Below are 24,350 nucleotides of genomic sequence, written 5' to 3' on the forward strand. Positions count from 1 at the left end.
TGGGGACGGTCACGTGGACGCCCCCGGCTCGGGGATCGGCCCCGACCTGTCGGGCCGGAGTGGCGCCTCCCGGTCGGGAGGCCCGAACGGACCGAACGCGACGATGAGCGCCCCCAGGGCCGCGCAGCCGGCGAACGTCAGCGCCGCGGCGCGGACGCCGTCGACGAACACCTGGACGTCGCCGGACGGCAGGCTGAGCAGGCTGCCGTCGTAGGCCGCAGCCGCCTGTGCCGCGGACAGGCCGCCCGTCGCGATCGCGAGGCCGAGCGCCGTCGAGAACAGGAAACCGGCGTTCTGCAGGGCCGAACGGATGGCGTTCGCGATGCCGCGGCGGTGCTCCGGGACGCGGGTCATCAGTGCCGACGTGCTCGGCGTCATGAACACGCCCGTGCCGACCCCGACGGCGCCGAGGCCGGTGGCGGTGACGGCGTAGGCGTCGCCGTCGGCGAGGGACACCGCGAGCACCGCGGCGCCGAGCGCGATGAGGAGCATGCCGATGGTCGACAGCGTCCGCGCGGCGACCCGGCGGGCGAGGAACCCGGCGCTCACCGCCGCGACCGTCGTGCCGATCGGCGTGGGCAGCACCCAGAGGGCGGCGTCGACGGCGTCCTTGCCGTCGACCGCCTGGAACGACAGGGAAGCCAGCAGGACCAGTGCGTAGCTGGACAGGGCGCACAGCCCGGCGGCGGAGAACAGGGTGATGGTGGTGCGGTCGCGGAAGATCGCCGGGTCGACCAGGGGGTGCGTGACCCGGCGTTGGGTCCACACGAACACACCGCCGAGCACGACCGCGCCGGCGGTCATCGCGACGACGGGCACGGCCGACCAGCCGACCGAGCCGCCGGTCGAGACCGCACCGACGAGCAGTCCGACGGCGGCGACGGACAGGACCGACCCCGGTACGTCGAGGCGCTCGCCGGAACGGGGACGCGTGCTGTGCGGGATCAGCCGGAGCGACCAGATGAGTCCGGCCAGTGAGATCGGCACACCGGCGAGGAAGATCCAGCGCCACCCGAACGACTCGGCGACCAGGCCGCCCACGACCGGACCGATGACCTGCCCCACCGCGGCGACGGTCGCGTTCAGACCGAGGCCGAGCGACAGGATCGACTCCGGGAAGACATCGGTGAGCAGCGCGGTCGTGTTGGTGACGATCGCCGCCGCGCCCACACCCTGCACGAGTCGGGCGCCGAGCAGCACCGCCGCGTCCGGGGCGAAGCCGCACGCGAGTGAGGCGAGCAGGAAGACGAGGATCCCGGCGATGTAGAGGCGGCGACGACCGACGAGGTCGGCGATGCGCCCGAAGACCAGGATGAGGGTGGTCGTGGTGAGCATGTAGCTGAGGAGCACCCAGCTGGACTGCACGGCGCTGGCGTCGAGGTCACGGCTGACGTCGGGGAGCGCGATGAGGAGTGCGCTCGAGGAGATGAAGACGAGGACGACGCTGAGGCTCGACGCGCAGAGCACCTGCCAGGCGCGTCGCCGGGCGGCGCCCTCGTCGACGGTGCGGCTACCGATCGCTCGGCCCTCGCACGGCGGACGACGACGGCACCCTGCGGTGGTGCGTCGTGGTCCGCTGGAAGGCGGCCGCTGCGGACAGTACCAGGCGGTCGTCCCACGGCCGCGCGACGAGCTGCACGCCGACGGGCAGACCGTCCGGCGCGGTGCCCGCCGGCATCATCAGCGCGGGGAACCCCACGTAGTCGAACAGCCGGGTGTTCCGGGGGATGACGTCGTGCAGGTTGAAGCGCTCGCCGTCGACCGACATCGTCAGGTCGTCGAGTCGCGGGGCGGTGGCGCCGATCCCGGGGGTGAGCACCACGTCGACGCCGGCCTCGTCCATCCGGGTGACCATCGCGGCCTGCACGAGCGGGCGGCGGCGGAGTGCCCGGAGGTAGTCGGCAGCGGTCGGCAGGAACGACACGTCGAACCGGGCGCGGGTCCCGGCGTCGAACAGGTCGGCCGTGCCGGCGTTGGCCTCCTGGTTCGCGGCGAGCTCACCGTAGAACACCGTCCAGCACTCCGAGTCGATCGACTCCAGGTCGTCGAACTCGATCGGTACGAGGGTCGCACCGAGCTCGCGGAACCGCTCGACCGCCGCGGCGTGTGCATCGAGCACCGCACGGTCGACGCGTTCGGTGAACCAGCCGAGCGGGACCCCGATCCGGAGCCCCTCGACCCGTTCCGGCGCGGCCTCGATGAGCGGGACGGTGGGGAACGTCGTCGGGTCCTGGCCGTCGGAGCCTGCGATGACCCGCAGGACGAGCGCGAGGTCCTCCGCGGAGCGTGCCATCGGTCCGACGTGGTCGAGGGTCCACGACAGGCTCGCGACCCCGGTGCGCGGCACGAGCCCGTACGTCGGCTTGATCCCGGTGGTCCCGCAGAGGGCGGACGGCACGCGGATCGACCCGCCGGTGTCCGACCCGAGCGCGAGCGGGACGATCCGGGCGGCGAGTGCGGAACCCGACCCCGTCGAGGAGCCACCCGTCCAGCGCTCGGGGTCCCAGGGGTTCCGCACGGCGCCGTACCGGGCGTTGTGCGGCCCGCCGCAGGCGAACTCGGTGGTGGCCGCGGTGAACACCGGGATCGCGCCGGCGGAGCGGAGCCGGGCCACGACGGTGGCGTCGGCCGGGGCCACACGGTCACCGGTCTGGAGTGAGCCGCTCGTGACGATCGTCCCTTCGACGTCGATGATGTCCTTCACGGCGAACGGGATCCCCTCGAGCGGCCGGGCGTCGTCGTCCGCCCAGCGGCGGGTGGACTCGGCGGCGGCTTCCTCGGCCCCCTGCACCAGGCGCAGGACGGCATCGGACCAGACGTCGTCGCTCGTCCAGTGCGGGGCGAGTGCGGCGAGGACCTCGGACGGGGTCGTGGTGCCGGACCGGTACGCGGCGAGGAGCTCGACGACCGAGGCGGCGGCGGGGTCGGTGGCCGCCCGGGACGCCGCCAGGTCGTCGTCCGGCCCGGCAGCGGTCGGTGCCGGGGCCCCGTCGACCGCTGCGTCGAGGAGCCGGCCGAACAGCTGCGCGCTGTGGGCCGGTTCCGCGGGCAGCGCCGACGGGGCGGCGGGCAACGGGTTCGCACGGCTCGCGGCCAGCGCGCGGTCGAGCTGCGGTGCGATGGTGCCGCGGACCAGGGCGGCGACGTCCGTCACGCGGGGACCGCCGCCGCTGCGTGGGCGTCGGCGAGGTACCGGAACACCCCGGGCTGCCGGTCACGTCCGAGCGGGAAGTCCCGGCGGGCTGCCGTGACCTCGCCGACGTCGATGGTGGCCCGGATGATCGGCCCCGCCTGGTGGGCGGGGGCCGAGACGACCAGGTCACCCCGTGGTGAGACGACCGAGGACCGACCGAAGTAGCTGACGGTCTTGCCGTCGACGGTCTCTTCGCCGCCGCGGTTCGGGGCGAGGACCCACGTCTGGGTCTCGAGCGCGCGGACCTGCAGCTCCTGGGTGAACAGGGTCTCGCGGAAGCCCATCGAGGACACGAGCACGAGCATCACCTCGGCGCCGGCGGCCCGTGACGCGAGCCAGTACTCCGGGAAGCTCCGGTCGTAGCAGATGAGCATGCCGAAGCGGGTGCCGAGCGCGTCGAACACGACCGGTCCGGAACCGGCTTCGAAGTAGTGCTTCTCGTCGACGTCGGAGATCGCGTTCGTCGGGATCGAGGTCTTCCGGTACGACGCCACACGGTCGCCGTGCACGTCGGTGCCCGGCACGAGCGTGCCGTCGGCGTCGATGAGCACCGCGCTGTTGTACTGGGCCCCACCGGCGTCCTCGTAGAGACCGAAGGCGACGGCGGTGCCCAGACGCTTCGCCGCACTCGCGAAGCGGGCGGTCGCCGGACCGGGGACGGGCTGTGCCCAGGACTTCCGGCTGTCGTTGACCACACCGCAGAAGTAGGGCGTGGTGCAGAGCTCGGGGAAGACGACGAGGTCGGCGCCGACGGCGGCTTCCTCGAACAGGGCGATGAGCTCGTCGAGGGCGACGTCGTGGTCGGCGGGGACCTCGCCGGCCTGGACGACCGCGACCTCGATGACCGGACGGCTCGCTGCGGCGCTCATGCGGTGACCGCGCTCGGAGCAGCGGAAGCGACGCCCTCGCGGGTGCGCATCAGCGGCTGGATGCGGGTGCCGAAGTCGTCCATCCCCTGCAGGAAGTCGTCGAACACCAGCATGATGCCCTTCGTGCCCTCGACCCCGGCGGCCTCGTCGAGCATCGCCGCGACGTGCTCGTAGGAGCCGACGAGCGTGCCCATGTTCATGTTCACGGCGCCCTCGGGCAGCGAGATCCGCTTCGCCGTGTTGCCCTCCTCGCCCTCGGCGTCGGTGAGTGCCTGGCCGGTCATCCAGGCGATCGCCTCGACGTCGACCCCGTCGCTGTACCGCTCCCACTTCGCCTGGGCGGCCTCGTCGGTCTCGTCGGCGATGACCATGAAGAGCACGTAGGAGCCGACGTCGCGGCCGGTCTTCTCGCGGGCCTCGAGCAGCGCCTGGTTCTGCTCGGCGTAGGCGGTCGGGGTGTTCACGCCGACGCCCATCGAGAAGTTGTAGTCCGAGTACTCCGCGGCGAACGCCATGCCCTGCGACGACTGGCCGGCCGAGACGATCGGGATGTGCGACGTCGGCCGCGGGAGCATCCGGCAGTCGTCCATCTGGAAGTACTCGCCGTGGAAGTCGCTCCGGCCGGTCTCCCACAGCTCCTTCATCACCTGCATGTACTCGGTCTGGTAGGCGTAGCGGCGCTTGAAGTGCACCTCGTCGCCCGGCCAGAGGCCCATCTGGTCGTACTCCGCCTTCTGCCACCCGGCGACCAGGTTCAGCCCGAAGCGGCCGTGCGAGATCGAGTCGACCGTCGCCGCCATGCGTGCCGCGATCGCCGGCGGGATGGTCAGGACGGCGGTCGTCGCGAACAGGCGGATCCGCTCGGTGCGGGCAGCGAGACCGGCCATCAGGGTGAAGGACTCGAGGTTCTCGTCCCAGAAGCCGCTCGGGCCGCCGAAGCCGCGCAGCTTGATCATCGAGAGGGCGAAGTCGAAGCCGTACGACTCGGCCTTCTGCACGATCTCGAGGTTGAGGTCGAACGACGGCTTGTACTGGGGCGAGGTGGTGGAGATGAGCCAGCCGTTGCTGCCGATCGGGATGAAGACTCCGATGTCCATGGGGGACTCGCTTTCTGTGGTGGGTGTCGAGGGAGGGGCGAACGGGGGAGCGGGGTCAGGAACGCTTCGCGGCGGCCTTGGCGGCGGTCGCGACGGAGTGCCGCCGGATGGTCTGCGACACGGCGACGGCGACGATGAGGGCGCCGCCGTAGAACAGCTGCTGCACGAAGTTGTCGGCGCCGAGCATCTGCAGGCCGACGACTCCGGAGAACAGGAAGTACACGGCGATGAAGGTGCCGATCGCGTTGAAGCGCCCCGGGACGATCGCGGTCGCGCCGAGGTAGCAGGCGGCGAACGCGGGGAGCAGGAACGACTGTCCGCTCGACGGGTCGGCGCCACCGAGGGTGCCGGCGTACACGACTCCGGCGACCGCGGCGGTGAGCCCGGCGCCGACGAACGCGCCGACCCGCAGCCGTCGCACGTTCAGCCCGGAGAGTTCGGCGACGGTGCGGCCGGTGCCGACGAACAGCAGTCGCCGGCCGACCGGGGTGGCGCTCAGCACGACCAGGACGACGACGGTGGCGATCAGGCCGTAGACGAACGCGAGCGGCAGGCCCGCCAGGCCCCGCCACCCGACGGTGGCCTGCACGAGCGCCGGGTCGATGCCCGTCACCGACGACGACGCGCTCATCCACTGGATGATCCCGATCATGAACGTCGACGTGCCGAGGGTGACGATGAACGAGTCGATGCGGAACCCGACGGTGAGCAGGCCGTTGACCAGACCCACGACGACGCCGATGACCAGGCCGGCGGCGATCGCGGGCACGAGCGGGACGTCCATCTTCGCGTTGAGCACGGCGATGGTCATGGCGGAGAGCGACATCGTCGAGGCGCCGGAGAGGTCGAACTCGCCCGCGGTGAGCGGGAACAGGAACCCGAGCGCCAGGATGAGCAACACCGACTGGGACCCGAGGATGTTCTGCAGGTTGCCGAGGGTCGGGTAGGTGTCGGGCAGCGCGATGCTGAACGCGATGACGATGACGAGCCAGGCGCCGAGCAGCGCGTACCGCTCGGTGTGCCCCCACGAGAAGCGCGGGCGGGTCGGACGGACGATCGAGGTCTCGAGGACGGGGTCGGCGGTGGTGGACATCAGGCGTTCTCCTTGACTGCGGAGGAGGCATCGGGGGAGGAGGGCACGGCGGGGGCCGCCGGGGCGTCGTCGTCGACGAGGCTCGCCACGACGGCAGCCGCGATGACGTCGCGGTCGATCCGGTCGTCGGTCAGCACGTCGTGCACGCGGCCGTGGGCGAGGACGACGACGCGGTCGCACACCTGCGCGAGCTGGTCGTAGTCGGTGGAGGCGCAGACGATCGTGACGCCCTGCTCCGCACTCCGGCGGAGCATCGAGAAGATCGCGGCGCGGGCCCCGACGTCGATACCCTGGGTCGGTTCCTGCAGCAGCACGAGCCTCGGGTCGTCCTGCATCCACTTGGCCAGGACGGCCTTCTGCTGGTTGCCGCCGGACAGTGTCCCGAACAGGGCGGCCGGGTCGGCGGGCCGGACGTCGTAGTCGCGGACGAGTCCCGCGACGTGGGCGCGTTCCCGCGCTGGCGACAGGCCGAGCAGCCCGCGGAGCTTCCCGAGGACGGGGAGCGTGACGTTCTGCTCGACGGACAGGGTGAGCGCTCCGCCCTCGCGCTTGCGGTCCGCGGGGACGTACACGACGCCGCGGGCGATCGAGGAGCCGGGCGTCACCCGTGCCAGGTCGACCGGCGCGGGCGTCGCCCCGTCGCGCCGCACGGCGAGCGAGCCGGTCGCGGGCCGTGCGCCGTACAGGCCGGGCAGCACGTCCTCGACACCGGAACCGGCGAGCCCGGTGATGCCGACGACCTCGCCGTCCGCGACGTCGAAGGACAGACCGTCGACGACACCGACCCGGAGGTCCCGCACCGTCACGACGGCGTCGCCGGTGGTCGCCGGGCGCGGAGTCCTGGCGGCGGGACCGTCCAGTCCGCGTCCGACGATGAGGGAGACGAGCTCGTCCGCCGTCGTCGTGGCGGTGTCCCGGTGCGCCTGGACCCGGCCGGCCCGCAGGACGGTGACCCGGTCGGCGTGCTGGAGGACCTCGGACATGTCGTGCGACACCAGCAGTGCCGAGGTGCGGCCGTCCGCGACGAGGTCCTTCACGACGCGGAACAGCAGGTCGGCGTCCTCCTTCGGCAGGAAGACCGTCGGCTCGTCGAGCACGATGAGCGCCCGGTCGTCGCCCAGCTCGGCGACTGCCCGCAGGATCGCGACGAGGGCCTTCTGGGTGTCGGTGAGTTCGTCGATCCGTGCTCGTGGGTCGATGTCCACCCCGTACCGCGCGAACAGCTCGGCCGCGGCACGGTGCTCGGCGCCCCAGCGGACGAAGGGTCCGCGCCCGGCCACCACGGTCGCGAGCCGGAGGTTCTCGGTCACGCCGAGCGACGGCACGAGTGCGAGGTCCTGGTGGACGAAGCTGATCCCGACGCGGCGGAAGTACCCGGGAGGCACCGGCAGGGGCAGCCGGGCGCCTCGGACCTCGATCGTCGCGCCCGGTTCCGGCGCGTACGTGCCGGACAGGATCTTGATGAGGGTCGACTTGCCGGAGCCGTTCTCGCCGAGCAGTGCGTGCACCTGACCCGGCAGGACCTCGAGGTCGACGTCGTCGAGCGCGGTCAGCCCGCCGAAGCGCTTCGTGAGCCCGCTGATCCGCAGGACCGGCGCGGTGTCCGCGACGGACGCGGGGTCCGCACCGGACGCGGTGTCCGCACCGGACCCGACGACCGCAGCCGACGACGCGGAGCCGAGCCGTGCCTCCCGGGTGGCGGTCACTCGGCCGCGCCCCAGATCGCTTCGTACCCGGTCTTGTACGCGTCGCCGTAGCCCTTGCTCGGCGCCGGCGGCGTGCCGGTCTCGTCGACGTTGTCCTTCGTGAAGACCTTCAGCGGGGTCTTCTCGTCGCCGTCCTCGATGATCGGCGTGCCGGTCAGGACACGGCCGGCCTGGTCGAGCGTCGCGTAGGCGAGCCACTCCATGTTCTCGCCGATGTCCATCGTGAGGACGCTGCCCTCCTGCAGGATCTTCAGCACCGCGGGGGTGCCGTTGTACGAGGAGGTGAAGACCTGGCCGGTCTTGCCTGCAGCGGTCACGCCGGCCTCGACGTACAGCGTCATCGAGTCGTAGACCGGCAGGACGTAGTCGAGGTTCGGGTCGGACTGCACGGCGGACTGCACGGTCGACGAGATCTTCGTCGCCCAGTCGGCGACGGGGATGTTCGTCACCTTCACCTTGCAGCCGTCGCACTGCGCCTCGAACTCGTCCTGCATCGCCTTGACGATGCCGTCGGACGGTGGCACCTCGGACGACGTGATGATGAGGACGTCGCCCTGGCCCTTGGTCTCCTTGATGGCCCAGTCGGCGTTGAGCTTCGCGGCTTCGTGGAACGGGGCGGTCACCTGCGCGGCGACGAGGTCCTGCAGCTGGTCCGGCAGTGCCTGCCCGGTCTGGTAGGTGTGACTGATCAGCACGGGGATCCCCGCTGCCTTCGCACGCTTCAGTGCCGGGACGATCAGTTCGCCGTTGACGCCCTGCGCCAGCACGATGATGTCGGCTCCGCGGCTGATCGCCTGGTCGATGCCGGCGGAGTGCTCGGTGGGCGTGCCCTGGTTCGTGTACTCGATCCACTTCGCGCCGTACTGCTCGGCGACCTTCTCGCCGGCCTCGTCGACCGCGGTGATGAAGGGGACGGCGGACGAGTTCGGGATGTTGAAGATCGTCTTGCCGGCGATCCCCGACATGTCGAAGCGAGCGCCCTCGAAGGTGAACTCGGGGTCGACGCTGGCGGCCTTGATCTGGCTCGTGGCGTGCTCGACACCGGCGGTGTCGTCACCGGAACTCGTCGACGCGGTCGAGGTGGCGGAGCAGGCGGACAGCAACAGCACGCCGGCGAGTGCGGCGGCGAGGAGCGCGGGACGCGACGGACGCGTTCGGGACGGTGCGGGGGACGACATCGGTCGGGGACCTCCTGGACGGGTGGAGCAGGGAAGGTGCGGGGACGGGGAGCCGGAGCGGGGACGGGGGAGCTGCGGCGGGTACGACGAAGGCCCCGCGGAGCGGGGCAGGACGTGCAGGGAGCCGGACCGGGCGGCGGCGGGGCGGCGGATCGCCGGTGACGCCGGCCGCTGCAGTGGGGCTGATGCGAATGTAACGGCCGCGGGGCACCGGCAGGCGGTCGCCCGGTAACGGTCCTGTTAGGCGTTTGTTTCGCTGGTGTTAGGCCACCTGCGACGCCCGACGCCGAGGGGCGTCCGCCCCGCCGATCCGGGGCGGACGACTGCGCCACCGACCCGCGAGGAGGGGCGGATCCGGGCGGTGACGGGCCGGCGACGGCGGGGCGAAACACGCCGGACCCATCCGAGGCGACTTCCGGAAACGGCGCTCTCACAATTCGGCGCGGTCAGCGAGGACCGTGCCTGGCGGAATGGCCGGGAGACCCGGAGGCGCAGCCCCGCTGACCGGGACATTCGGGTGCCACGGGGCAGGGCCAGCTGGCGTAACCCACCCGATACGGACGCGGCACGGCGGCGAAACGAACGAGCGGTGGACTGCACCAACGACCCGCTGCACGAACCACACGCTCCAAGAACACCCCCGCACCCACCACCCGCCCACCGACAGGAGCACCCCGATGATCACCACCGTCGTCGCCGGCAACCCCAAGCCGGCCTCACGGACGCTCGACGCCGCAACGGTCGTGCTCGAACGGCTCACCGGCCGCGCCCCCGACCACGTCGTCGACGTCATCGACCTCGGTGCCGGCCTGCTCGGCTGGGGTGACGCCGCCGTGTCGGACGCCGTCCGGACCGTCGCCGGTTCGGACCTCGTCGTCGTCGCGTCGCCGACGTTCAAGGCGACCTACACCGGCGTGCTCAAGCTGTTCCTCGACCAGTTCGGCACCGGCGACGGACTCGCCGGCGTCGTCGCGGTGCCGCTCATGCTCGGCGCCGGCCCGGCCCATGCCCTCGCCCCCGAGGTCTTCCTCAAGCCGGTGCTGGTCGAACTCGGCGCGACCGTCGTCGCACCCGCCCTGTACCTCAACGACAAGCAGTACTCGGACCCCGCATCGACCGACGTGTGGCTCGCCCGCTGGCAGGACGTCGTCCTCGGTGCGGCCGCCGTCCACCAGGAAGGAACCGCGTCATGATCAGCCCCTACTCCACCGAGGCCCCGGACCTGTCCGCGCTCAAGCAGGCGTTCTCCGGGTTCCCGTGCGGCGTCGCCGCGCTCTCCGCCGTCGTGGACGGCGAACCGACCGTGCTCGTGGCCTCCTCGTTCACGGTCGGCGTCTCGCAGGACCCGCCGCTCGTGATGTTCGCGGTGCAGCACACGTCGACCACGTGGCCGGTGCTCCGGGACGCCGGCACGATCGGTGTCTCGATCCTCGGTGAGGGGCACGCGCAGGTCACCCGGCAGCTCGCCTCGCGTGACAAGTCGATCCGCTTCGTCGGTGTCGACACGACGGTCGCCGAGACGGGTGCGGTGTTCCTGCAGGGGGCCCCGATCTGGCTGGAGTGCTCGGTCGAGCACACCTACCCGGCCGGCGACCACGACATCGTGGTGCTCCGGGTGCTCGGGCTCATGTCCGACTTCGCGCACAACCCGCTGGTCTGGCACCGGTCCGCCTTCGCGACCCTGACCGCCTGACCGGCGCCGGGCAACGGACTGGAGGCCCGCCCCGCGTGAGCAGATCTGCTCACGTGGGGCGGGCCTCCAGTCCGAACCCGCCGGGCCTGCCGGGCTTGCCGGGTCTGCCGGGCCTGCCGGCGTCAGCCGCGCAGCGCCTCCGACAGCTTCACGCGACTGCCGGTGCGGAGCAGTGCGTTCTCGTAGACGCGGGCACCGATGACCACGACCGCGACCACCGAAGCGGCGACGATGACGAGCGACAGGATCGGCTCCCACCACTCGGCCGTCCCCAGGAAGATCCGCATCGGCATGCCGATCGGGGCACTGAACGGCACGTACGACATGATGCCGAGGATCGTCGGGTTGTCGTACGCGACGATGATCAGGAAGTACGGGATCATCACGAGCATCATCACCGGCGTGGTGACGCTGCCGACGTCCTCTTGACGTGACACCAGCACGGCCGCCGCGGCGAACAGCGACGCGAGGAGCACGAACCCGATCGCGAAGAAGCCGATGAACCACAGGATGCTCGGGCCGAGCATCGCGAACATGTTGTCCTGGCCGGTCACCGCCAACGTGACGATGGCGGCGACGGCCACCGCGACGATCTGGGCGAAGGCCATGATGCTGTTGCCGAGGACCTTGCCGGCGAGCAGCGCCCTGGCCGGGATCGCGGACATCAGGATCTCGACCACCCGCGTCGACTTCTCCTCGACGACGCTCTGCGCGATCGACTGGCCGAACGTCACCGCCGACGCGAAGTACACGACGCCGAACGCGATGGCGATGAGGTAGACCAGGCCGCCCGGCAGCGCGTCCGGGTCGAGCAGCTCGATGCGCGGGGTGACGCTCAACGCCGAGACGACCTCGGACGGGGCCTCGTCGAGCCCGACGACCTTGTAGCCGAGCGGGTCGTCCGACGGCACGATCGCCGCGTCGACGTCGCCCTTCGTCACGAGCCGTTCGGCGTCGTCGACCGATGCCGACTGCGTGACGTCGAGCCCGCTCGTGGTCGGCAGCGAGACGCCGTCGACGACCGCGACCGGGGTGGTGTCGTCGGCGGTGGCCTTGCTCACGATCCCGCCGACGACGATCGATGCGACGACCATGCCGATCAGGATGAGCGCCGAGACCACGAAGGCCTTGCTGCGGATGCGTGCCTGGATCTCACGTGCGGAGACGAGCCGCACGGCCTGCACGAAGGAGTTGTTCATCGGACGACCTCCCGGAAGACCTCGCTGAGCCGCGGCACCCGCGGCGAGAACGACCCGACGGTGCCGTGCTGGACGGCACGCTGCAGGACGCGCTGGGCGGTGGCGGCGTCGGCCTCGAAGACCGCGTACCCGCCGTCGAACTCCCGCACGGCCACACCCGGCTCGTCGCGGAGCCAGGCGACGTCCCCGTCGACCAGCAGCTCCCACGCGGCGGGCCCGGCCTGCTTGCGGAGCTCCTCCTGCGGACCGGCGGCGCGGATCGTGCCACCGGCGATGACGACGACGTCGTCGCAGAGCCGCTCGACCACGTCGAGCTGGTGGCTCGAGAACAGCACCGGGACGCCCCGGGCCGCGGTCTCGCGCAGGACGCCGAGCACGGTGTCGACGGCCATCGGGTCGAGGCCTGAGAACGGCTCGTCGAGCACGAGCACCTCGGGGTCGTGTGCCAGCGCCGCCGCGATCTGCACGCGCTGCTGGTTGCCGAGCGAGAGCTTCTCGACGGGGTCGCCGGCGTGTGCGGTGAGTTCGAGGCGTTCGAGCAGCTCGCCGGTGCGGGTCGTCGCGGCGCGCTTGTCGACGCCGTGCAGCCGGGCCAGGTAGGTGATCTGCTCGGCCACCGGCATCTTCGGGTACAGGCCACGTTCCTCGGGCATGTAGCCGAAGCGGCGGCGGTCGACAGGACGGACCGCAGTGCCGTCGATCGAGACCGAGCCGGCGTCGGCCTGGAGCACGCCGAGCATGATGCGCATGGTGGTGGTCTTGCCGGCACCGTTGCCGCCGACGAAGCCGGTGAGGCGGCCGCTGCCGACCGTGAACCCCACGTCGTCGAGCACCCGGCGGTCGCCGAAGTGCTTGGTCACCCCTTCGATGGTGAGCATGTCGTTCCCCTTCGTCGCGACGCTGGTCGTCGCTGCGTCCGACGCTATTGGCCGGGAGGCACGCCCCGCCTCCGCCGCCAGGCGGGACTTGGGTGGGTGGTCGGCTCCACCGCGTGGGGGAGGAGCGCGCGTCGGCCCGGTGGGCCGGGTGAGCGCTGGGTGCGGGTCGGCACGGTGCGGCCTTGTTCGGCTCGTGCGGGTTTGGTTGCACGGTGCGTCGTTCTGGCGGCGCACGGTGCGGTCAACGCCGCACGGGTTGAACGAAGGCGCACGGTGCGGGCGTGGGGTGCGGTGGTGGGCACGGTGCGGGCTTGTTGGGCTGGTGCGGGTTTGGTTGCTCGGTGCGTCGTTCTGGCGGGGCACGGTGCGGTCAACGCTGCACGGGTTGAGCGAAGGCGCACGGTGCGGCCATGTCTGCGAACTCGGCACCGTGCGCGCTTGTTCGGCTCGTGCGGGTTCGGCCCGGCTCGGTCAGCCGGCGACGCCGTGCTCGAACGCCCAGACGACGGCCTGGATCCGGTCGCGCAGTGCGAGTTTCTGCAGCACGTTCGACACGTGGGTCTTCACGGTGGCGTCCCCGACGTAGAGCTCGGCGGCGATCTCCGCGTTGCTCAGGCCTCGGGCGAGGAGCCGCAGCACCTCGGTCTCCCGCTCGGTGAGCCCGGCGGCGGCGAGTGCGTCGTCGCCCGTCGTGGCAGTCGTGTCGGTCGTCGCCGTCGTCGCGGGGGTGGTCGCCGAGGCCTGCGCGGCAGCCGACGCCGTCGCCCGGCTGATCACCCGGCGCGTGACGTCCGGCGCGAGCAGGGCGTCCCCGGCGGCGACGGTCCGCACGGCGTCGATCAGCCGCTCGGGGGAGGCGTTCTTCAGCAGGAACCCGCTCGCTCCCGCCTCGAGCGCCTGGAACAGCGCGTCGTCGCTGTCGAACGTGGTGAGGATGAGCACCGCCGGCGGGTCCGGCAGCGCCGCGATCCGCCGCGCGGCCTCGAGCCCGTCGACGCCCGGCATCTGCACGTCGAGGCACACCACGTCCGGACGGAGCTGCTGCACGGCCTCGACCGCCCCGGCGCCGTCCGCGGCTTCGCCCACGACCCGGAACCCGGGCTCGGACTCCAGGATCACGCGGAACCCGGCGCGGACGAGTTCCTGGTCGTCGGCCAGCACGATGGTCAGGTCGTCGGCAGCCATGCCCGCACCAGGTAGCCTCCCCGGGCTCGTGGCCCGATCTCGATCCGTCCGTCCACCGCGGCGACGCGTTCCCGCATCCCGACGTGTCCGAGCCCGCTGCCGGAGGTGCTCCGGGCAGCACGGGCACCGAGCCCGTCGTCCGTGACCTCCACCTCGACGCCGTCGTCCAGGTACCGCAGCCGGACGTCGGCGCGGGCGGTCGGGCCGGCGTGCTTGAGGATGTTCGTCACCGCTTCCTGCACGATCCGGTACGCCACCGCGGCCACCGTCGGCGGCACCGGTCGCTCGTCACCCACGACGACGTACTCGGCGGGGTGGCCCGCCACCCGGGCGGACTCGGCCAGTTCGGCGATCCGCGTGATGCCCTCGGTGCTCGGGCCGTCGCCGTGCGGTGTCCCGAGGCCGACCGCGTCGTCGTCGGAGCGCAGGGTGCCGAGCATCCGCCGGAGTTCCTCCACCGCGGTGCGGGCACTCTCCTCGACCACCCCGAGCGAGGCGGTGGCCTGCGCGGGGTCGCGGTCGATCACGCGCCGTGCAGCACCCGCCTGCACCCCCATCAGCGAGACGTGGTGGGCGACCACGTCGTGCAGCTCGCGAGCGATCCGTACCCGTTCGATCGTGACGGCCTGTGCCGCGGACCGCTCCCGCTCGGCGGCGAGTTCGGCGGTGCGTTCGGCGAGCTGGTGCCGTGCGACTGCGGAGACCCAGGCGCGGTTGCCGGCGTACCAGGCGGCGCCGAAGTAGATCACGTTGATGACGATGTTGAGCAGCGAGATCGCGACGTAGGGCGCCACGGGGGAGTCCGTGTCGTTCGGCAGAGCGTTCGGCGACGCCCACCCGAACGAGATCGCGACGAACAGCCACGCGAACATGCCGCCGATGACGACCCAGCGCACTGCTTCGGCTCGAACCCGGTCGGAGCACCAGGCGCCCACCGTGTACAGCGCGATGAAGAGCGTGAAGTTGACGAGGAAGACCTCGGGCACCTGGAGCAGCTGCGTCGCGGCGAACGCCACCGCCGACACCAGGGCCACCGACATCGGGAACCGTCGGCGGAACGCGATCGGGGCGGCGTTCGCGACGATCATCAGCGCGGAGACCCACCAGGCGGCCTGGTCGTCGCCGTAGGTACCGGCCGACCCGTACAGGAACGTCGTGACCGCGAGCCCACCGGCCAGCACAACTGCGAGCACCGTGTCCTGCCGGTACTCGTGCCGCCCCACCGGCAGTCGCGACCACTCCGCCGTCGTCCCCATGCAGGAAACGCTACTGGGTGCGCTCGACCAGGAGTAGCCTCCCGCCAACGAGCAGGGGAGACGCCATGCAGTTCCTCGTCAACGTCATCGACGACGGCCAGGCCGCCGCCGTCGGCAACACGTACTCCGCGACCGACGCCGAAGCCGCCGCGGTCGATGCCTTCAACCAACGGATGGCCGATGCGATCGTGTTCGCCGCCGGGGTCTCCGCACCGGCCGACGCCACCGTGGTCGACGCCCGCGAGGGCGCGGCGGACACCACACCCGGGCACGCCGCGCCCGGGCACGCCACGACCGGGCCTGCGACGAGCGTCGACGAGTACGTCGCCGGGTTCTGGGTCATGGACCTCCCGGATGCCGAGACGGCTGCCCGGGTGGCGCACCAGGCGTCGCAGGCGTGCAACCGGAAGATCGAGCTCCGCCCGCTGCTCTGACGGCACGGACCCCACCCGGCCGACGGACCACCGCGGGGACGGCGCTCGCCGCGGTCACGCCTGCCCCGACCACGAACGTCGCGACGAACCCGATCGCACCGACGAGCGCTCCGGCACCCGCGGCGCCGACGGCCTGCCCGAGCACGAGTGCGACGAACAGCATCGACGTGCCCGCCGACGACCGCTCGGCATCGATCTCGGTCGTCCACGCGATCAGTGCCCCGGTCGCCGCCGTGTAGCCCCAGCCGAACACGGCACACGCCAGCAGTGCCGCGACCGTCGCTTGCGGCAAAGCCCCCAGCACCACGACGGCGACGGCGACCGAACCCGCCGTGACCGACCAGAGGGTCCGGGAGCGCAGTCCGTTCGTCCAACGAGCGGTGACCACGACGGCCGCTCCGCCGATCCCGAGCGCGATCCAGGCCGACACCGAGACGACGACCGACGCACCGGCCTCCACCAGCGCCGAACGTCCGTAGGTCCAGACGACGGCAGACCCCGCCCCGAACAGCAGCGCCAGCACGAGCACCCCTCGGTGCGCCGCGAACCACGGGGTGCCGGGCAGCGGTGACCGGGACGCGGCAGTCCCGCCGCGGGAGACCACGAGCAGCAGCACTCCGACCACCAGGGCGAACACCCCGGACGCCGCCCAGGCCGTCCGCCAGTCGGGCAGCAGCACGAGGGCGAGCACCCCGGCGCCCACGAGCCCGGGGCCGGTGCCGGCGTTCACGATCGCCTGCGCTCGACCGAGCAGCGCCGACGGCACCTGCTCGGCGACGATCCGCACGAGGGCGGGGGACGCGAGTCCGGCACCTGCCGACGCGACCACGGCGCTGATGCCGAACGCCAGAGAGCCGCCGGCCGTCGCCATGGCGATCGCACCGATCCCGGCCACCAGGGTCGCGACCGTGACGAGCACGCGGGGCATCCGTGCGGCGAGCAGGAAGCCGGCGACCGCACCGACGCAGTACAGCGCCGAGGCACCCGACGAGACCCACCCGGCGGCGTCGGACCGGAGCCCCAGGTCGCGCTGCACGTCGGGCAGGAACAGTCCGTACGCCAGGCGCACCAGGCCGTAGGTGGCGGCGATCAGGCCGAGTCCGCTCACCAGGAGCAGTCGATGTCGTAACGAAAACGATCGTTTCACTTTTCAGAGCCTAGGGTGCTCTCATGGTGATGCGTCCAGGGACCGAGCAACGGCTGCTCGACGCCGCCGAGGAGCTCTTCTTCTCACAGGGCATCGCCGCCACCCCGATCGACGCCGTCCTCGAACGGGCCGGGGTCTCGACGGCCACCCTGTACCGCGGCTACGCGAGCAAGGAGTCCCTGGTCGCCGCGGCCCTCACCCGTCGTCACGAGGACTGGATCGCCACCTGGGACCGTGCGGTCGCCGCCGAACGGGACGACCTGGGCCGACTCCTGGCGGTGTTCGACGCCCTCGACGACTACCGCTCGACGCCCACGGGCTCCCGCTGGTGCGCCTTCCTCGGCACCGCCGCCGAGTACGCCGACGCCCCCGCCGAGGTCCGGGAGGTCCTGGACCTCGAGACCACCACCCTGCGCCGGCGGCTCGTGGCACGGGCGGTGCCGGTGGTCGGTCCCGGTGCCGAGGTCCTCGCCGACCAGCTGCTGCTCATCGTCTCCGGTTACCTTGCGATGCGGTTGCGCGACCCCGCGCTCGACACGACGACGGCACGGTCCGTCGCCGCGTCCCTCATCCGGGAACACACCCCAGACGGAACGGCGCCCACCACATGACCCGATCGCGTGCTGCCACGATCACCCGCCGTTCCCTGCTGATCGGTGGCACGGGCGTCGTCGCCGCGGGAGCCGTGGCCGAGGGGATCAACCTCGGCCTGCTGCCCGGACGCTCGACCCTGTACCGGGTCCTCGGTCTGGACGGCGCCGACGGCACGGTCCCCGACGTCGAGGCGGTCCCCACCGCCTCCGGCACCTTCGTCTCGACCGCTCGGAACGGCCGCACCGTCGGGTGGACGATCGCGGCCCCGGCATCCGACACCCCCTTGCCTGTGGCGATTGCCCTGCACGGCTACGGCGACGACCACACCTCGTTCTTCGGGCGGAGCCTGGGCTACGACCGGTTCCTCGCGGCGCACGTCGCCGACGGAGGAGCACCGTTCGCGATCGCCTCGATCGACGGCGGCAACCGCTACTGGCACCGGCGTGCCGACGGGGACGACCCCGCCGCGATGGTCGTCGACGAGTTCCTGCCCCTGATCGCCCGCCGCGGCTTCGCCACGGACCGCCTCGCCCTGACCGGCTACTCGATGGGTGGCTTCGGGGCCCTCCGGCTCGGTGGAGTCCTCGGCGCCTCGCGCGTCCGGGCCGTCTCGGCCATCAGCCCCGCGCTCTGGAAGTCGGCCGCCGACACCGCTCGCGGCGCCTTCGACGACGCTGCGGACTTCCGCGCGAACACTGTCCTCGGGCGGCAGCGCGCCCTGGACGGTGTCGCCGTCCGCGTCGACTGCGGCAACGGTGACGGGTTCGCGCCGGCGGTGCACGCCTACGTCGACGGCTTCGACACGCCTCCGGCCGGGGGCTTCGAACCCGGCGCCCACACGCACGGCTACTGGCGCCGCCTGGCGCCCCAGCAGCTCGCCTTCCTCGGCCGCCACCTCGGTCACTGAGCCGACGAGCGCCCCGACCAGCGCGCCCGGGACGCGCGTCGAGGCGGACGGGAGGCCCGTGGCGGCCCCGCACCGCGCCTCCAGGCCGTCGGCCGGTCACCGCAACGGCCCGTGCCGCGTGACCAGGAGCGCTCAGGCGCGCTCAGACGCGACCGCGGTTGCGGCGCCGGATCTCCTTCGGAGCCCGCCCGGCCATGAAGGACCGTGCAGGATCGACGAGGAAGCCCTGCCGGAGCGCCTCGCGACCGACGAGCATCCGGAAGCCCATCTGGTCACGGTTGCTCAAGGTGACCTCGGACTCGACGACCTGCCCGGCCAACGCGATCCGCGTGCGGACGACGATGCGCTCCTGGGCGTGTCCGGTCGAGCTGCGGACGATGCGCCGGTCGTGCACGTCGCACTCGATGGTGGAGGCGTCGGCATCGGTGTCCTGCCAGGGGTGCAGCGAGAACCGGACCCGCTCGCCGGGCAGTTCCTCGAGGTCGAAGGCGTGCAACGCGGAGCTCCGGGCGCCGGTGTCCAGCTTCACCTTGATCCACGGCACGCCGAGGTCCGGCAGTCCCGCCCACTCCCGCCACCCGGCGACGACGAGCCCGCTGTCGGAGGACTTCGGAGCTCGGGCCATGTGCCCATCCTGTCGCATGCTCCGTGGCCACGTCCGCATGCTTTGATGGAGCGTCGCCGTCGATCCGACCCAGCGGAGAACCCCTCGATGAAACTCGCCATCCTGTCGCGTGCGCCCCAGGCGTACTCGACCCAGCGCCTCCGCGCAGCGGCACTCGACCGCGGCCACGAGGTCAAGGTGCTCAACACCCTGCGCTTCGCGATCGACCTGTCCGGCGACGACCCGGACCTGCTCTACCGCGGCAAGCTGCTGAGCGACTACGACGCCGTGCTGCCGCGCATCGGCAACTCGATCACCTACTACGGCACCGCCGTCGTGCGGCAGTTCGAGCAGATGGACGTCTACACGCCGAACACGGCGAACGGCATCACGAACTCGCGCGACAAGCTCCGGGCGAACCAGATCCTGTCGCGGCACGACATCGGCATGCCGGCGACGACCTTCGTGGCCGGCCGCAACGACGTGCGCGGGGCGATCGAACGGGTCGGTGGCGCGCCCGTCGTCATCAAGCTCCTCGAGGGCACGCAGGGCATCGGCGTGATCCTGGCACCCGAGGCGAAGGTGGCCGAGTCGATCGTCGAGACCCTGCACTCCACGAAGCAGAACGTCCTGATCCAGCGGTTCATCGCCGAGAGCCGCGGCCGTGACATCCGGGCCCTCGTCGTCGGTGACCGGGTCGTGGCGGCGATGCGTCGGACCGCCTCGGGCGACGAGTTCCGCTCCAACGTGCACCGCGGCGGCACCGTCGAGAAGGTCACGCTCTCGCCCGAGTACGAGGCGGTGGCCGTGCGCTCGGCGCAGATCATGGGCCTCAAGGTCGCCGGCGTCGACATGCTCGAGGGCAACGACGGCCCCCTCGTGATGGAGGTCAACTCCTCGCCAGGACTCGAGGGCGTCGAGCGCGCCACCGGCCTCGACATCGCCGGGGCGATCGTCGACTTCATCGCGAACCAGGTCGCGTTCCCCGAGATCGACGTCCGCCAGCGGCTGTCCGTCTCGACCGGCTACGGCGTCGCCGAGCTCCTCGTGCACACGAACGCCGACCTGGTCGGCAAGACGATCAAGGAGTCCGGGCTCTGGGACCGCGACATCACGGTCCTCACGCTGCACCGCGGCTCGAACGTCATCCCGAACCCGCGCAGTGGCGTCGCCCTCGAGCCGGGGGACCGCCTGCTCTGCTTCGGCAAGCTCGAGGAGATGCGGTCGATGATCCCGGAGCGTCGCAAGCGGCGCGCGAAGGTGCGGAAGCTGCCGAAGGACATCTGATCCGGAGCCGTCCAGCGCATCCGGATCGCGCACACAGGCCAGATGCGGAAGTATGTGTCGGTGACGATCATGACGGAACGGCCGGTCGACCAGGCATCGAGCAGTGAACCGGAGCAGCCCGGCAACGCCACGGCGAAGCACCGGAACGTCTCACTGCTCTCCGTGGCGACCACCACGGCGGAGCGTGTGACGACCTCGGCCGACATCGAGGCCAAGCTCCGCGGGGTCCTCCGTCGACTCCGTCTGCCGATGGGGCTGCTCGAGCGCGTCGCCGGGGTCATCGAGCGTCGCAACTGGGGCGAGGGCCAGACCTTCCAGGACGCCGCGATCGATGCCGGCCGCCGTGCCATGGCCGAAGCCGGGGTCCGTCCGGACGAGATCGGGCTGCTCATCAACACCTCGGTGACCCGTCCGCACCTCGAGCCGTCGGTGGCCGTCCGCCTGCACCACGGTCTCGGGCTGCCGTCGTCCGCCATCAACTTCGACATCGCGAACGCCTGCCTGGGGTTCGTCAACGCCATGAGCGTCGCCGCGGGCATGATCGACTCCGGGCAGATCAAGTACGCGCTCGTCGTCGACGGCGAGGACGCCGACCAGGTGCAGCTCAACACCATCGACCGCCTGAACCAGGGCGGCCGGAACCGCAAGGACTTCATGAGCGAGTTCGCCAGCCTGACCCTCGGGTCCGGTGCCGCGGCGGCCGTGCTCGGCCCGGCGGACCTGCACCCCGAAGGACACCGGATCGTCGGCGGCGTCACCCGCGCGGCGACCCAGTGGTACGACCTGTGCGTCGGCAGCGTCGACGGCATGTTCACGGACGCGAAGATGCTGCTCAAGGGCGGCATGGAGCTCGTCGTCGCCGCCTGGACCGAGGCCCGCGCCCACTTCGACTGGGCCGACATGGACCGCTACGTGCTGCACCAGGTCTCCGACGTGCACACCAACGCCTTCGTCGAGGCGATCGGCATCCCGCGCGACAAGGTCCCCACCACCTACCAGCGCTTCGGCAACGTCGGCCCCGCGTCGATCCCGATCACCCTCGCCGACGAGGTCGCTTCCGGCGGCATCCGGCGCGGTGACCGCGTGTTCCTGGGTGGCGTCGGTTCCGGCATCAACACGGCGATGATGGAACTCCACTGGTGAGGTCCCGGCTGCCCCGCGTCGCCGCGAGCACGGCTCCGGCGACGCAGCCGCCCTCCCTGCCCGGCCTCGACCCGGCCTGGTCGCGTCTGGTCACGGTCCCCGCGTGGTCCGGAGAGCGGACGGGGCCCACGCCGCCGGTTCCGGAGCGACGCGCCAGCGGCGGGCCGGCCGTGCCGGTGGGGAGAGGAACGGATCGCGCCGCGCGCACCTGGCACCTCCTCGACACGGCCGGGTCCCTGGCCGCGCTCGGCGTGGAACCGGTCGGCACGATCCTCTGCGTGCACGGCAACCCGACCTGGTCGTACCTGTGGCGGTCGGTGCTCCGCACCTCGCTCGAGGTCGCCCGGGCCGGCGGCCCGGCCTGGCGAGTGGTCGCCGTCGACCAGCTCGACATGGGCTTCTCGGAGCGCACCGGCGTCGAGCGGGGACTGGCGCAGCGCGTCGCGGACCTCGGAGCCCTGACCGACGAACTCGGGCTGACCGGACCGGTCGTCACCCTCGGCCACGACTGGGGCGGTGTCGTGTCGCTCGGTTGGGCGGTCGACCACCCGGACGTCCTGGCCGCCGCGATGACGTGCAACACGGCCGTGCACCAGCCCGACGACGCCCCGATCCCCGCACCGTTGCGGCTCGCCCTCGGTCCGGGGATGCTCGGCCGCGCGACGGTCGTGACCCCGGCATTCCTCGAGACCACCCTCGCCATCGCGCACCCGAAGCTCGAGCGGGCCGTCGCCGACGGCTACCGGGCGCCCTACCGCGGTGCCGCCCGACGCGGTGGCATCGGCGGGTTCGTCGCGGACATCCCCGTCGACGCCCGGCATCGGAGCGCACCCGAACTCGACCGCATCGCCGCCGGGGTCGCCGCGCTCGACGTGCCGGTGCTCCTGCTCTGGGGTCCGCGCGACCCGGTGTTCCTCGAGCGCTACCTGGACGACCTGACCGAACGCGTGCCGCACGCCGACGTCCACCGGTTCGAGGGCGCCGGCCACCTGCTGCCGGACGACGCCGACGTGGCGGGCGCGGTGTTCGACTGGCTCGGTGACCGCCTGCCGGACGGCCGCGGTCCTGCCCAGGCTTCCACGGGCCTCCAGGCCGACACCGTGGACCCGGGCCAGCCCGCTCCGGCGACCCCGCCGCTCTGGGCACGGCTCGACGAGCTGCGCGAGCGCGACGAACCCGCGCTGGTCGAGATGGCCGCCGCCGGTGGCCCCCGCACCATCACGTGGCGGCTGCTCGCCCGACGGGTGGACGAGATCGCCGCCGGACTCGACGACCTGGGTGTCCGCAGCGGCGACCGTGTCTCGCTCCTGGTGACCCCCGGCGCCGACCTGACCGCCGTCCTGTACGCCTGCGTGCGGATCGGCGCGGTCGTCGTCGTCGCGGACGCCGGTCTCGGACTCGGCGGCCTGACCCGCGCGGTCCGCGGAGCCCGACCCGACTGGATCATCGGCGCGCTGCCCGGGCTCGGTGCCGCGCGTGCCCTCGGCTGGCCGGGGCGACGCATCGCGACGCTCTCGCTGCCCGCACCGGCACGGAAGGCACTGCGGGTGGAGCACACGCTCGTCGACGTCGCCCGACGTGGTGCCCGCCGTCTCGCCCACGGCACCGCGCTGCCGGCGGCCCCGTCGTCGGACGCTCCCGCCGCCGTGCTCTTCACCTCGGGGTCGACCGGCCCGGCGAAGGGCGTCGTGTACACGCACGGGCAGCTCAGCGCCGTCCGGGACGCCCTTGCCACCCAGTACGACGTCGGGGTCGGCACCGGGCTCGTCGCCGGGTTCGCACCGTTCGCGCTGCTCGGTCCGGCCCTCGGCGCCCGGTCGGTCGCGCCCGACATGGACGTCACCGCGCCGCGCACCCTGACGGCGAAGGCGGTCGCGGCCGCGGTCGCCGCGGCCGACGCCACCGTGGTGTTCCTGTCGCCGGCGGCCCTGGCGAACGTCGTCGGGACCGCGTCGGAGCTCACCGACGCCGACCGCCAGGCACTGAAGGGCGTGCGGCTGTTCCTGTCGGCCGGGGCTCCCGTCTCGGCTGCGCTGCTCACCGCGGCGACCGAGCTGATGCCGAACGCCAGCGCCCACACCCCCTACGGCATGACCGAGGGGCTGCTCATGACCGACGTCGACCTCGACGAGGTCCGTGCCGCCGGGCGATCCGACGACGAGGGGATCTGCGTCGGGGTGCCGGCAGCGAACGTCCGCGTCCGCATCGCACCGCTCGACGGTTCCGGTCGCTCGACCGGTGCGCTGACGGACGAGCCCGGGGTCACCGGCGAGATCGTCGTCGCGGCACCGCACGTGCGCGACCACTACGACCGGCTCTGGCGCACCGACCGGGTCTCGCGCCTCGGCGTCGACGACCCGCGCGGGCACCGCACCGGGGACGTCGGGCACCTGGACGCCGCGGGACGGATCTGGGTCGAGGGCCGGCTGCAGCACGTGCTGGTGACTCCGGACGGGGTCGTCACGCCGGTGGGGCCGGAGCAGCGGATCGAGGGCGTCGACGGCGTCGGACGCGCCGGCGTCGCGGGCATCGGGCCGGTCGGCACCCAGCAGGTGGTGGCCGTCGTCGAGACCGACCCCGCCGTGCGCCGGTCGGGTCTGGCGTCGCCGCAGCTCGCCGCCGCGGTCCGTGCCGCCGCCGGGGTGCCACTCGCCGCGGTGCTCGTCGTGCCCGTGCTGCCGACCGACATCCGGCACAACTCCAAGGTCGACCGCACCCGACTGTCCCGCTGGGCCGGCTCGGTGCTGTCCGGCGGCCGGATGGTCCGCCCGTGATCGGCGCGTTCGGCGCGTTCGGCGCGTTCTCACGCGGTCACCGACACCTCACGGGCCGTCGGGGGCGTGAGGTGTCGGTGAGCACGAATCTCCGACGCGCCACGGTTCGAGAC

Annotated in this window: 21 protein-coding genes; 8 read left to right on the forward strand and 13 right to left on the reverse strand. The window is 72.3% G+C overall.

Annotation, left to right across the window (positions count from 1 at the left end):
• Positions 1 to 9: 9 nt before the first annotated feature.
• From DEJ02_RS08965 to DEJ02_RS08995, 7 genes are read right to left on the reverse strand one after another with little or no spacing between them, the layout of a single operon-like run.
• Positions 10 to 1,467 carry an MFS transporter gene (locus tag DEJ02_RS08965; protein ID WP_181440311.1) on the reverse strand — a complete coding sequence of 486 codons (1,458 nt, stop codon included), beginning with the start codon at positions 1,465 to 1,467 and terminating at the stop codon, positions 10 to 12.
• Between the two features lie 43 nt (positions 1,468 to 1,510).
• Positions 1,511 to 3,154: an amidase gene (locus DEJ02_RS08970; protein WP_111032739.1), complete on the reverse strand. Its 1,644-nt coding sequence runs from the start codon at positions 3,152 to 3,154 to the stop codon at positions 1,511 to 1,513.
• Entirely contained in the window at positions 3,151 to 4,062 is a 912-nt protein-coding gene (locus DEJ02_RS08975; RefSeq protein ID WP_111032740.1) for a carbon-nitrogen hydrolase family protein, read from the reverse strand. The genes DEJ02_RS08970 and DEJ02_RS08975 overlap by 4 nt, the downstream gene beginning before the upstream one ends.
• Positions 4,059 to 5,159: a pyrimidine utilization protein A gene (gene rutA / locus DEJ02_RS08980; protein WP_111032741.1), complete on the reverse strand. Its 1,101-nt coding sequence runs from the start codon at positions 5,157 to 5,159 to the stop codon at positions 4,059 to 4,061. Before rutA ends, DEJ02_RS08975 begins: the two co-directional genes overlap by 4 nt.
• A 55-nt stretch (positions 5,160 to 5,214) precedes the next feature.
• Positions 5,215 to 6,252 carry an ABC transporter permease gene (locus DEJ02_RS08985; RefSeq protein WP_111032742.1) on the reverse strand — a complete coding sequence of 346 codons (1,038 nt, stop codon included), beginning with the start codon at positions 6,250 to 6,252 and terminating at the stop codon, positions 5,215 to 5,217.
• A complete protein-coding gene (locus DEJ02_RS08990) occupies positions 6,252 to 7,958 on the reverse strand; it encodes a sugar ABC transporter ATP-binding protein (protein ID WP_111032743.1) in 1,707 nt (568 codons plus the stop codon). Before DEJ02_RS08990 ends, DEJ02_RS08985 begins: the two co-directional genes overlap by 1 nt.
• Positions 7,955 to 9,136, reverse strand: coding sequence for a sugar ABC transporter substrate-binding protein (locus DEJ02_RS08995; protein ID WP_111032744.1), 1,182 nt, complete (start codon positions 9,134 to 9,136; stop codon positions 7,955 to 7,957). The genes DEJ02_RS08990 and DEJ02_RS08995 overlap by 4 nt, the downstream gene beginning before the upstream one ends.
• Before the next feature lie 677 nt (positions 9,137 to 9,813).
• Between DEJ02_RS08995 and DEJ02_RS09000 the strand changes: the two genes are divergently transcribed.
• Positions 9,814 to 10,329 carry an NADPH-dependent FMN reductase gene (locus DEJ02_RS09000; RefSeq protein ID WP_071405946.1) on the forward strand — a complete coding sequence of 172 codons (516 nt, stop codon included), beginning with the start codon at positions 9,814 to 9,816 and terminating at the stop codon, positions 10,327 to 10,329.
• Positions 10,326 to 10,829 carry a flavin reductase family protein gene (locus DEJ02_RS09005; RefSeq protein ID WP_071405947.1) on the forward strand — a complete coding sequence of 168 codons (504 nt, stop codon included), beginning with the start codon at positions 10,326 to 10,328 and terminating at the stop codon, positions 10,827 to 10,829. Before DEJ02_RS09000 ends, DEJ02_RS09005 begins: the two co-directional genes overlap by 4 nt.
• A gap of 122 nt (positions 10,830 to 10,951) precedes the next feature.
• Here DEJ02_RS09005 and DEJ02_RS09010 read toward each other — a convergent pair whose 3' ends face one another.
• The 4 genes from DEJ02_RS09010 to DEJ02_RS09025 form a co-directional block, all read right to left on the reverse strand.
• Entirely contained in the window at positions 10,952 to 12,028 is a 1,077-nt protein-coding gene (locus DEJ02_RS09010; RefSeq protein WP_111030589.1) for an ABC transporter permease, read from the reverse strand.
• Positions 12,025 to 12,906 (reverse strand): ABC transporter ATP-binding protein, encoded by an 882-nt coding sequence (locus tag DEJ02_RS09015; RefSeq protein ID WP_111032745.1) that lies wholly within the window; start codon positions 12,904 to 12,906, stop codon positions 12,025 to 12,027. The genes DEJ02_RS09010 and DEJ02_RS09015 overlap by 4 nt, the downstream gene beginning before the upstream one ends.
• A 471-nt stretch (positions 12,907 to 13,377) precedes the next feature.
• The gene (locus DEJ02_RS09020; RefSeq protein ID WP_111032746.1) at positions 13,378 to 14,091 is read right to left on the reverse strand and encodes a response regulator transcription factor; all 714 of its coding nucleotides are present in this window, start codon (positions 14,089 to 14,091) and stop codon (positions 13,378 to 13,380) included.
• Positions 14,073 to 15,347: a sensor histidine kinase gene (locus DEJ02_RS09025; protein WP_111032747.1), complete on the reverse strand. Its 1,275-nt coding sequence runs from the start codon at positions 15,345 to 15,347 to the stop codon at positions 14,073 to 14,075. Before DEJ02_RS09025 ends, DEJ02_RS09020 begins: the two co-directional genes overlap by 19 nt.
• 65 nt (positions 15,348 to 15,412) lie before the next feature.
• Between DEJ02_RS09025 and DEJ02_RS09030 the strand changes: the two genes are divergently transcribed.
• Positions 15,413 to 15,781 (forward strand): YciI family protein, encoded by a 369-nt coding sequence (locus tag DEJ02_RS09030; RefSeq protein ID WP_111032748.1) that lies wholly within the window; start codon positions 15,413 to 15,415, stop codon positions 15,779 to 15,781.
• On the opposite strand, the gene DEJ02_RS09035 is transcribed toward DEJ02_RS09030, so the two are convergent.
• Positions 15,687 to 16,889 (reverse strand): MFS transporter, encoded by a 1,203-nt coding sequence (locus DEJ02_RS09035; RefSeq protein WP_220038375.1) that lies wholly within the window; start codon positions 16,887 to 16,889, stop codon positions 15,687 to 15,689. The two genes, DEJ02_RS09030 and DEJ02_RS09035, sit on opposite strands and share 95 nt — an antisense overlap.
• A gap of 62 nt (positions 16,890 to 16,951) precedes the next feature.
• On the opposite strand from DEJ02_RS09035, the gene DEJ02_RS09040 reads away from it, so the two are divergent.
• Positions 16,952 to 17,539 carry a TetR/AcrR family transcriptional regulator gene (locus tag DEJ02_RS09040; RefSeq protein WP_111032750.1) on the forward strand — a complete coding sequence of 196 codons (588 nt, stop codon included), beginning with the start codon at positions 16,952 to 16,954 and terminating at the stop codon, positions 17,537 to 17,539.
• Positions 17,536 to 18,429, forward strand: coding sequence for an alpha/beta hydrolase family protein (locus DEJ02_RS09045; protein ID WP_111032751.1), 894 nt, complete (start codon positions 17,536 to 17,538; stop codon positions 18,427 to 18,429). The genes DEJ02_RS09040 and DEJ02_RS09045 overlap by 4 nt, the downstream gene beginning before the upstream one ends.
• Positions 18,430 to 18,571: 142 nt before the next feature.
• Here DEJ02_RS09045 and DEJ02_RS09050 read toward each other — a convergent pair whose 3' ends face one another.
• Positions 18,572 to 19,054 (reverse strand): RimK/LysX family protein, encoded by a 483-nt coding sequence (locus DEJ02_RS09050; protein ID WP_111032752.1) that lies wholly within the window; start codon positions 19,052 to 19,054, stop codon positions 18,572 to 18,574.
• A gap of 87 nt (positions 19,055 to 19,141) precedes the next feature.
• On the opposite strand from DEJ02_RS09050, the gene DEJ02_RS09055 reads away from it, so the two are divergent.
• From DEJ02_RS09055 to DEJ02_RS09065, 3 genes are all read left to right on the forward strand, one after another.
• Entirely contained in the window at positions 19,142 to 20,320 is a 1,179-nt protein-coding gene (locus DEJ02_RS09055; RefSeq protein ID WP_111032801.1) for a RimK family alpha-L-glutamate ligase, read from the forward strand.
• Between the two features lie 69 nt (positions 20,321 to 20,389).
• On the forward strand, positions 20,390 to 21,463 hold the full coding sequence (locus tag DEJ02_RS09060; protein WP_042537701.1) for a 3-oxoacyl-ACP synthase III: 1,074 nt from the start codon (positions 20,390 to 20,392) through the stop codon (positions 21,461 to 21,463).
• Positions 21,464 to 21,471: 8 nt separating this feature from the next.
• On the forward strand, positions 21,472 to 24,237 hold the full coding sequence (locus DEJ02_RS09065) for an alpha/beta fold hydrolase (RefSeq protein WP_111032802.1): 2,766 nt from the start codon (positions 21,472 to 21,474) through the stop codon (positions 24,235 to 24,237).
• Positions 24,238 to 24,350: the final 113 nt, after the last annotated feature.

Source organism: Curtobacterium sp. MCLR17_042, from assembly GCF_003234695.1.
Classification (GTDB): Bacteria; Actinomycetota; Actinomycetes; order Actinomycetales; family Microbacteriaceae; genus Curtobacterium; species Curtobacterium flaccumfaciens.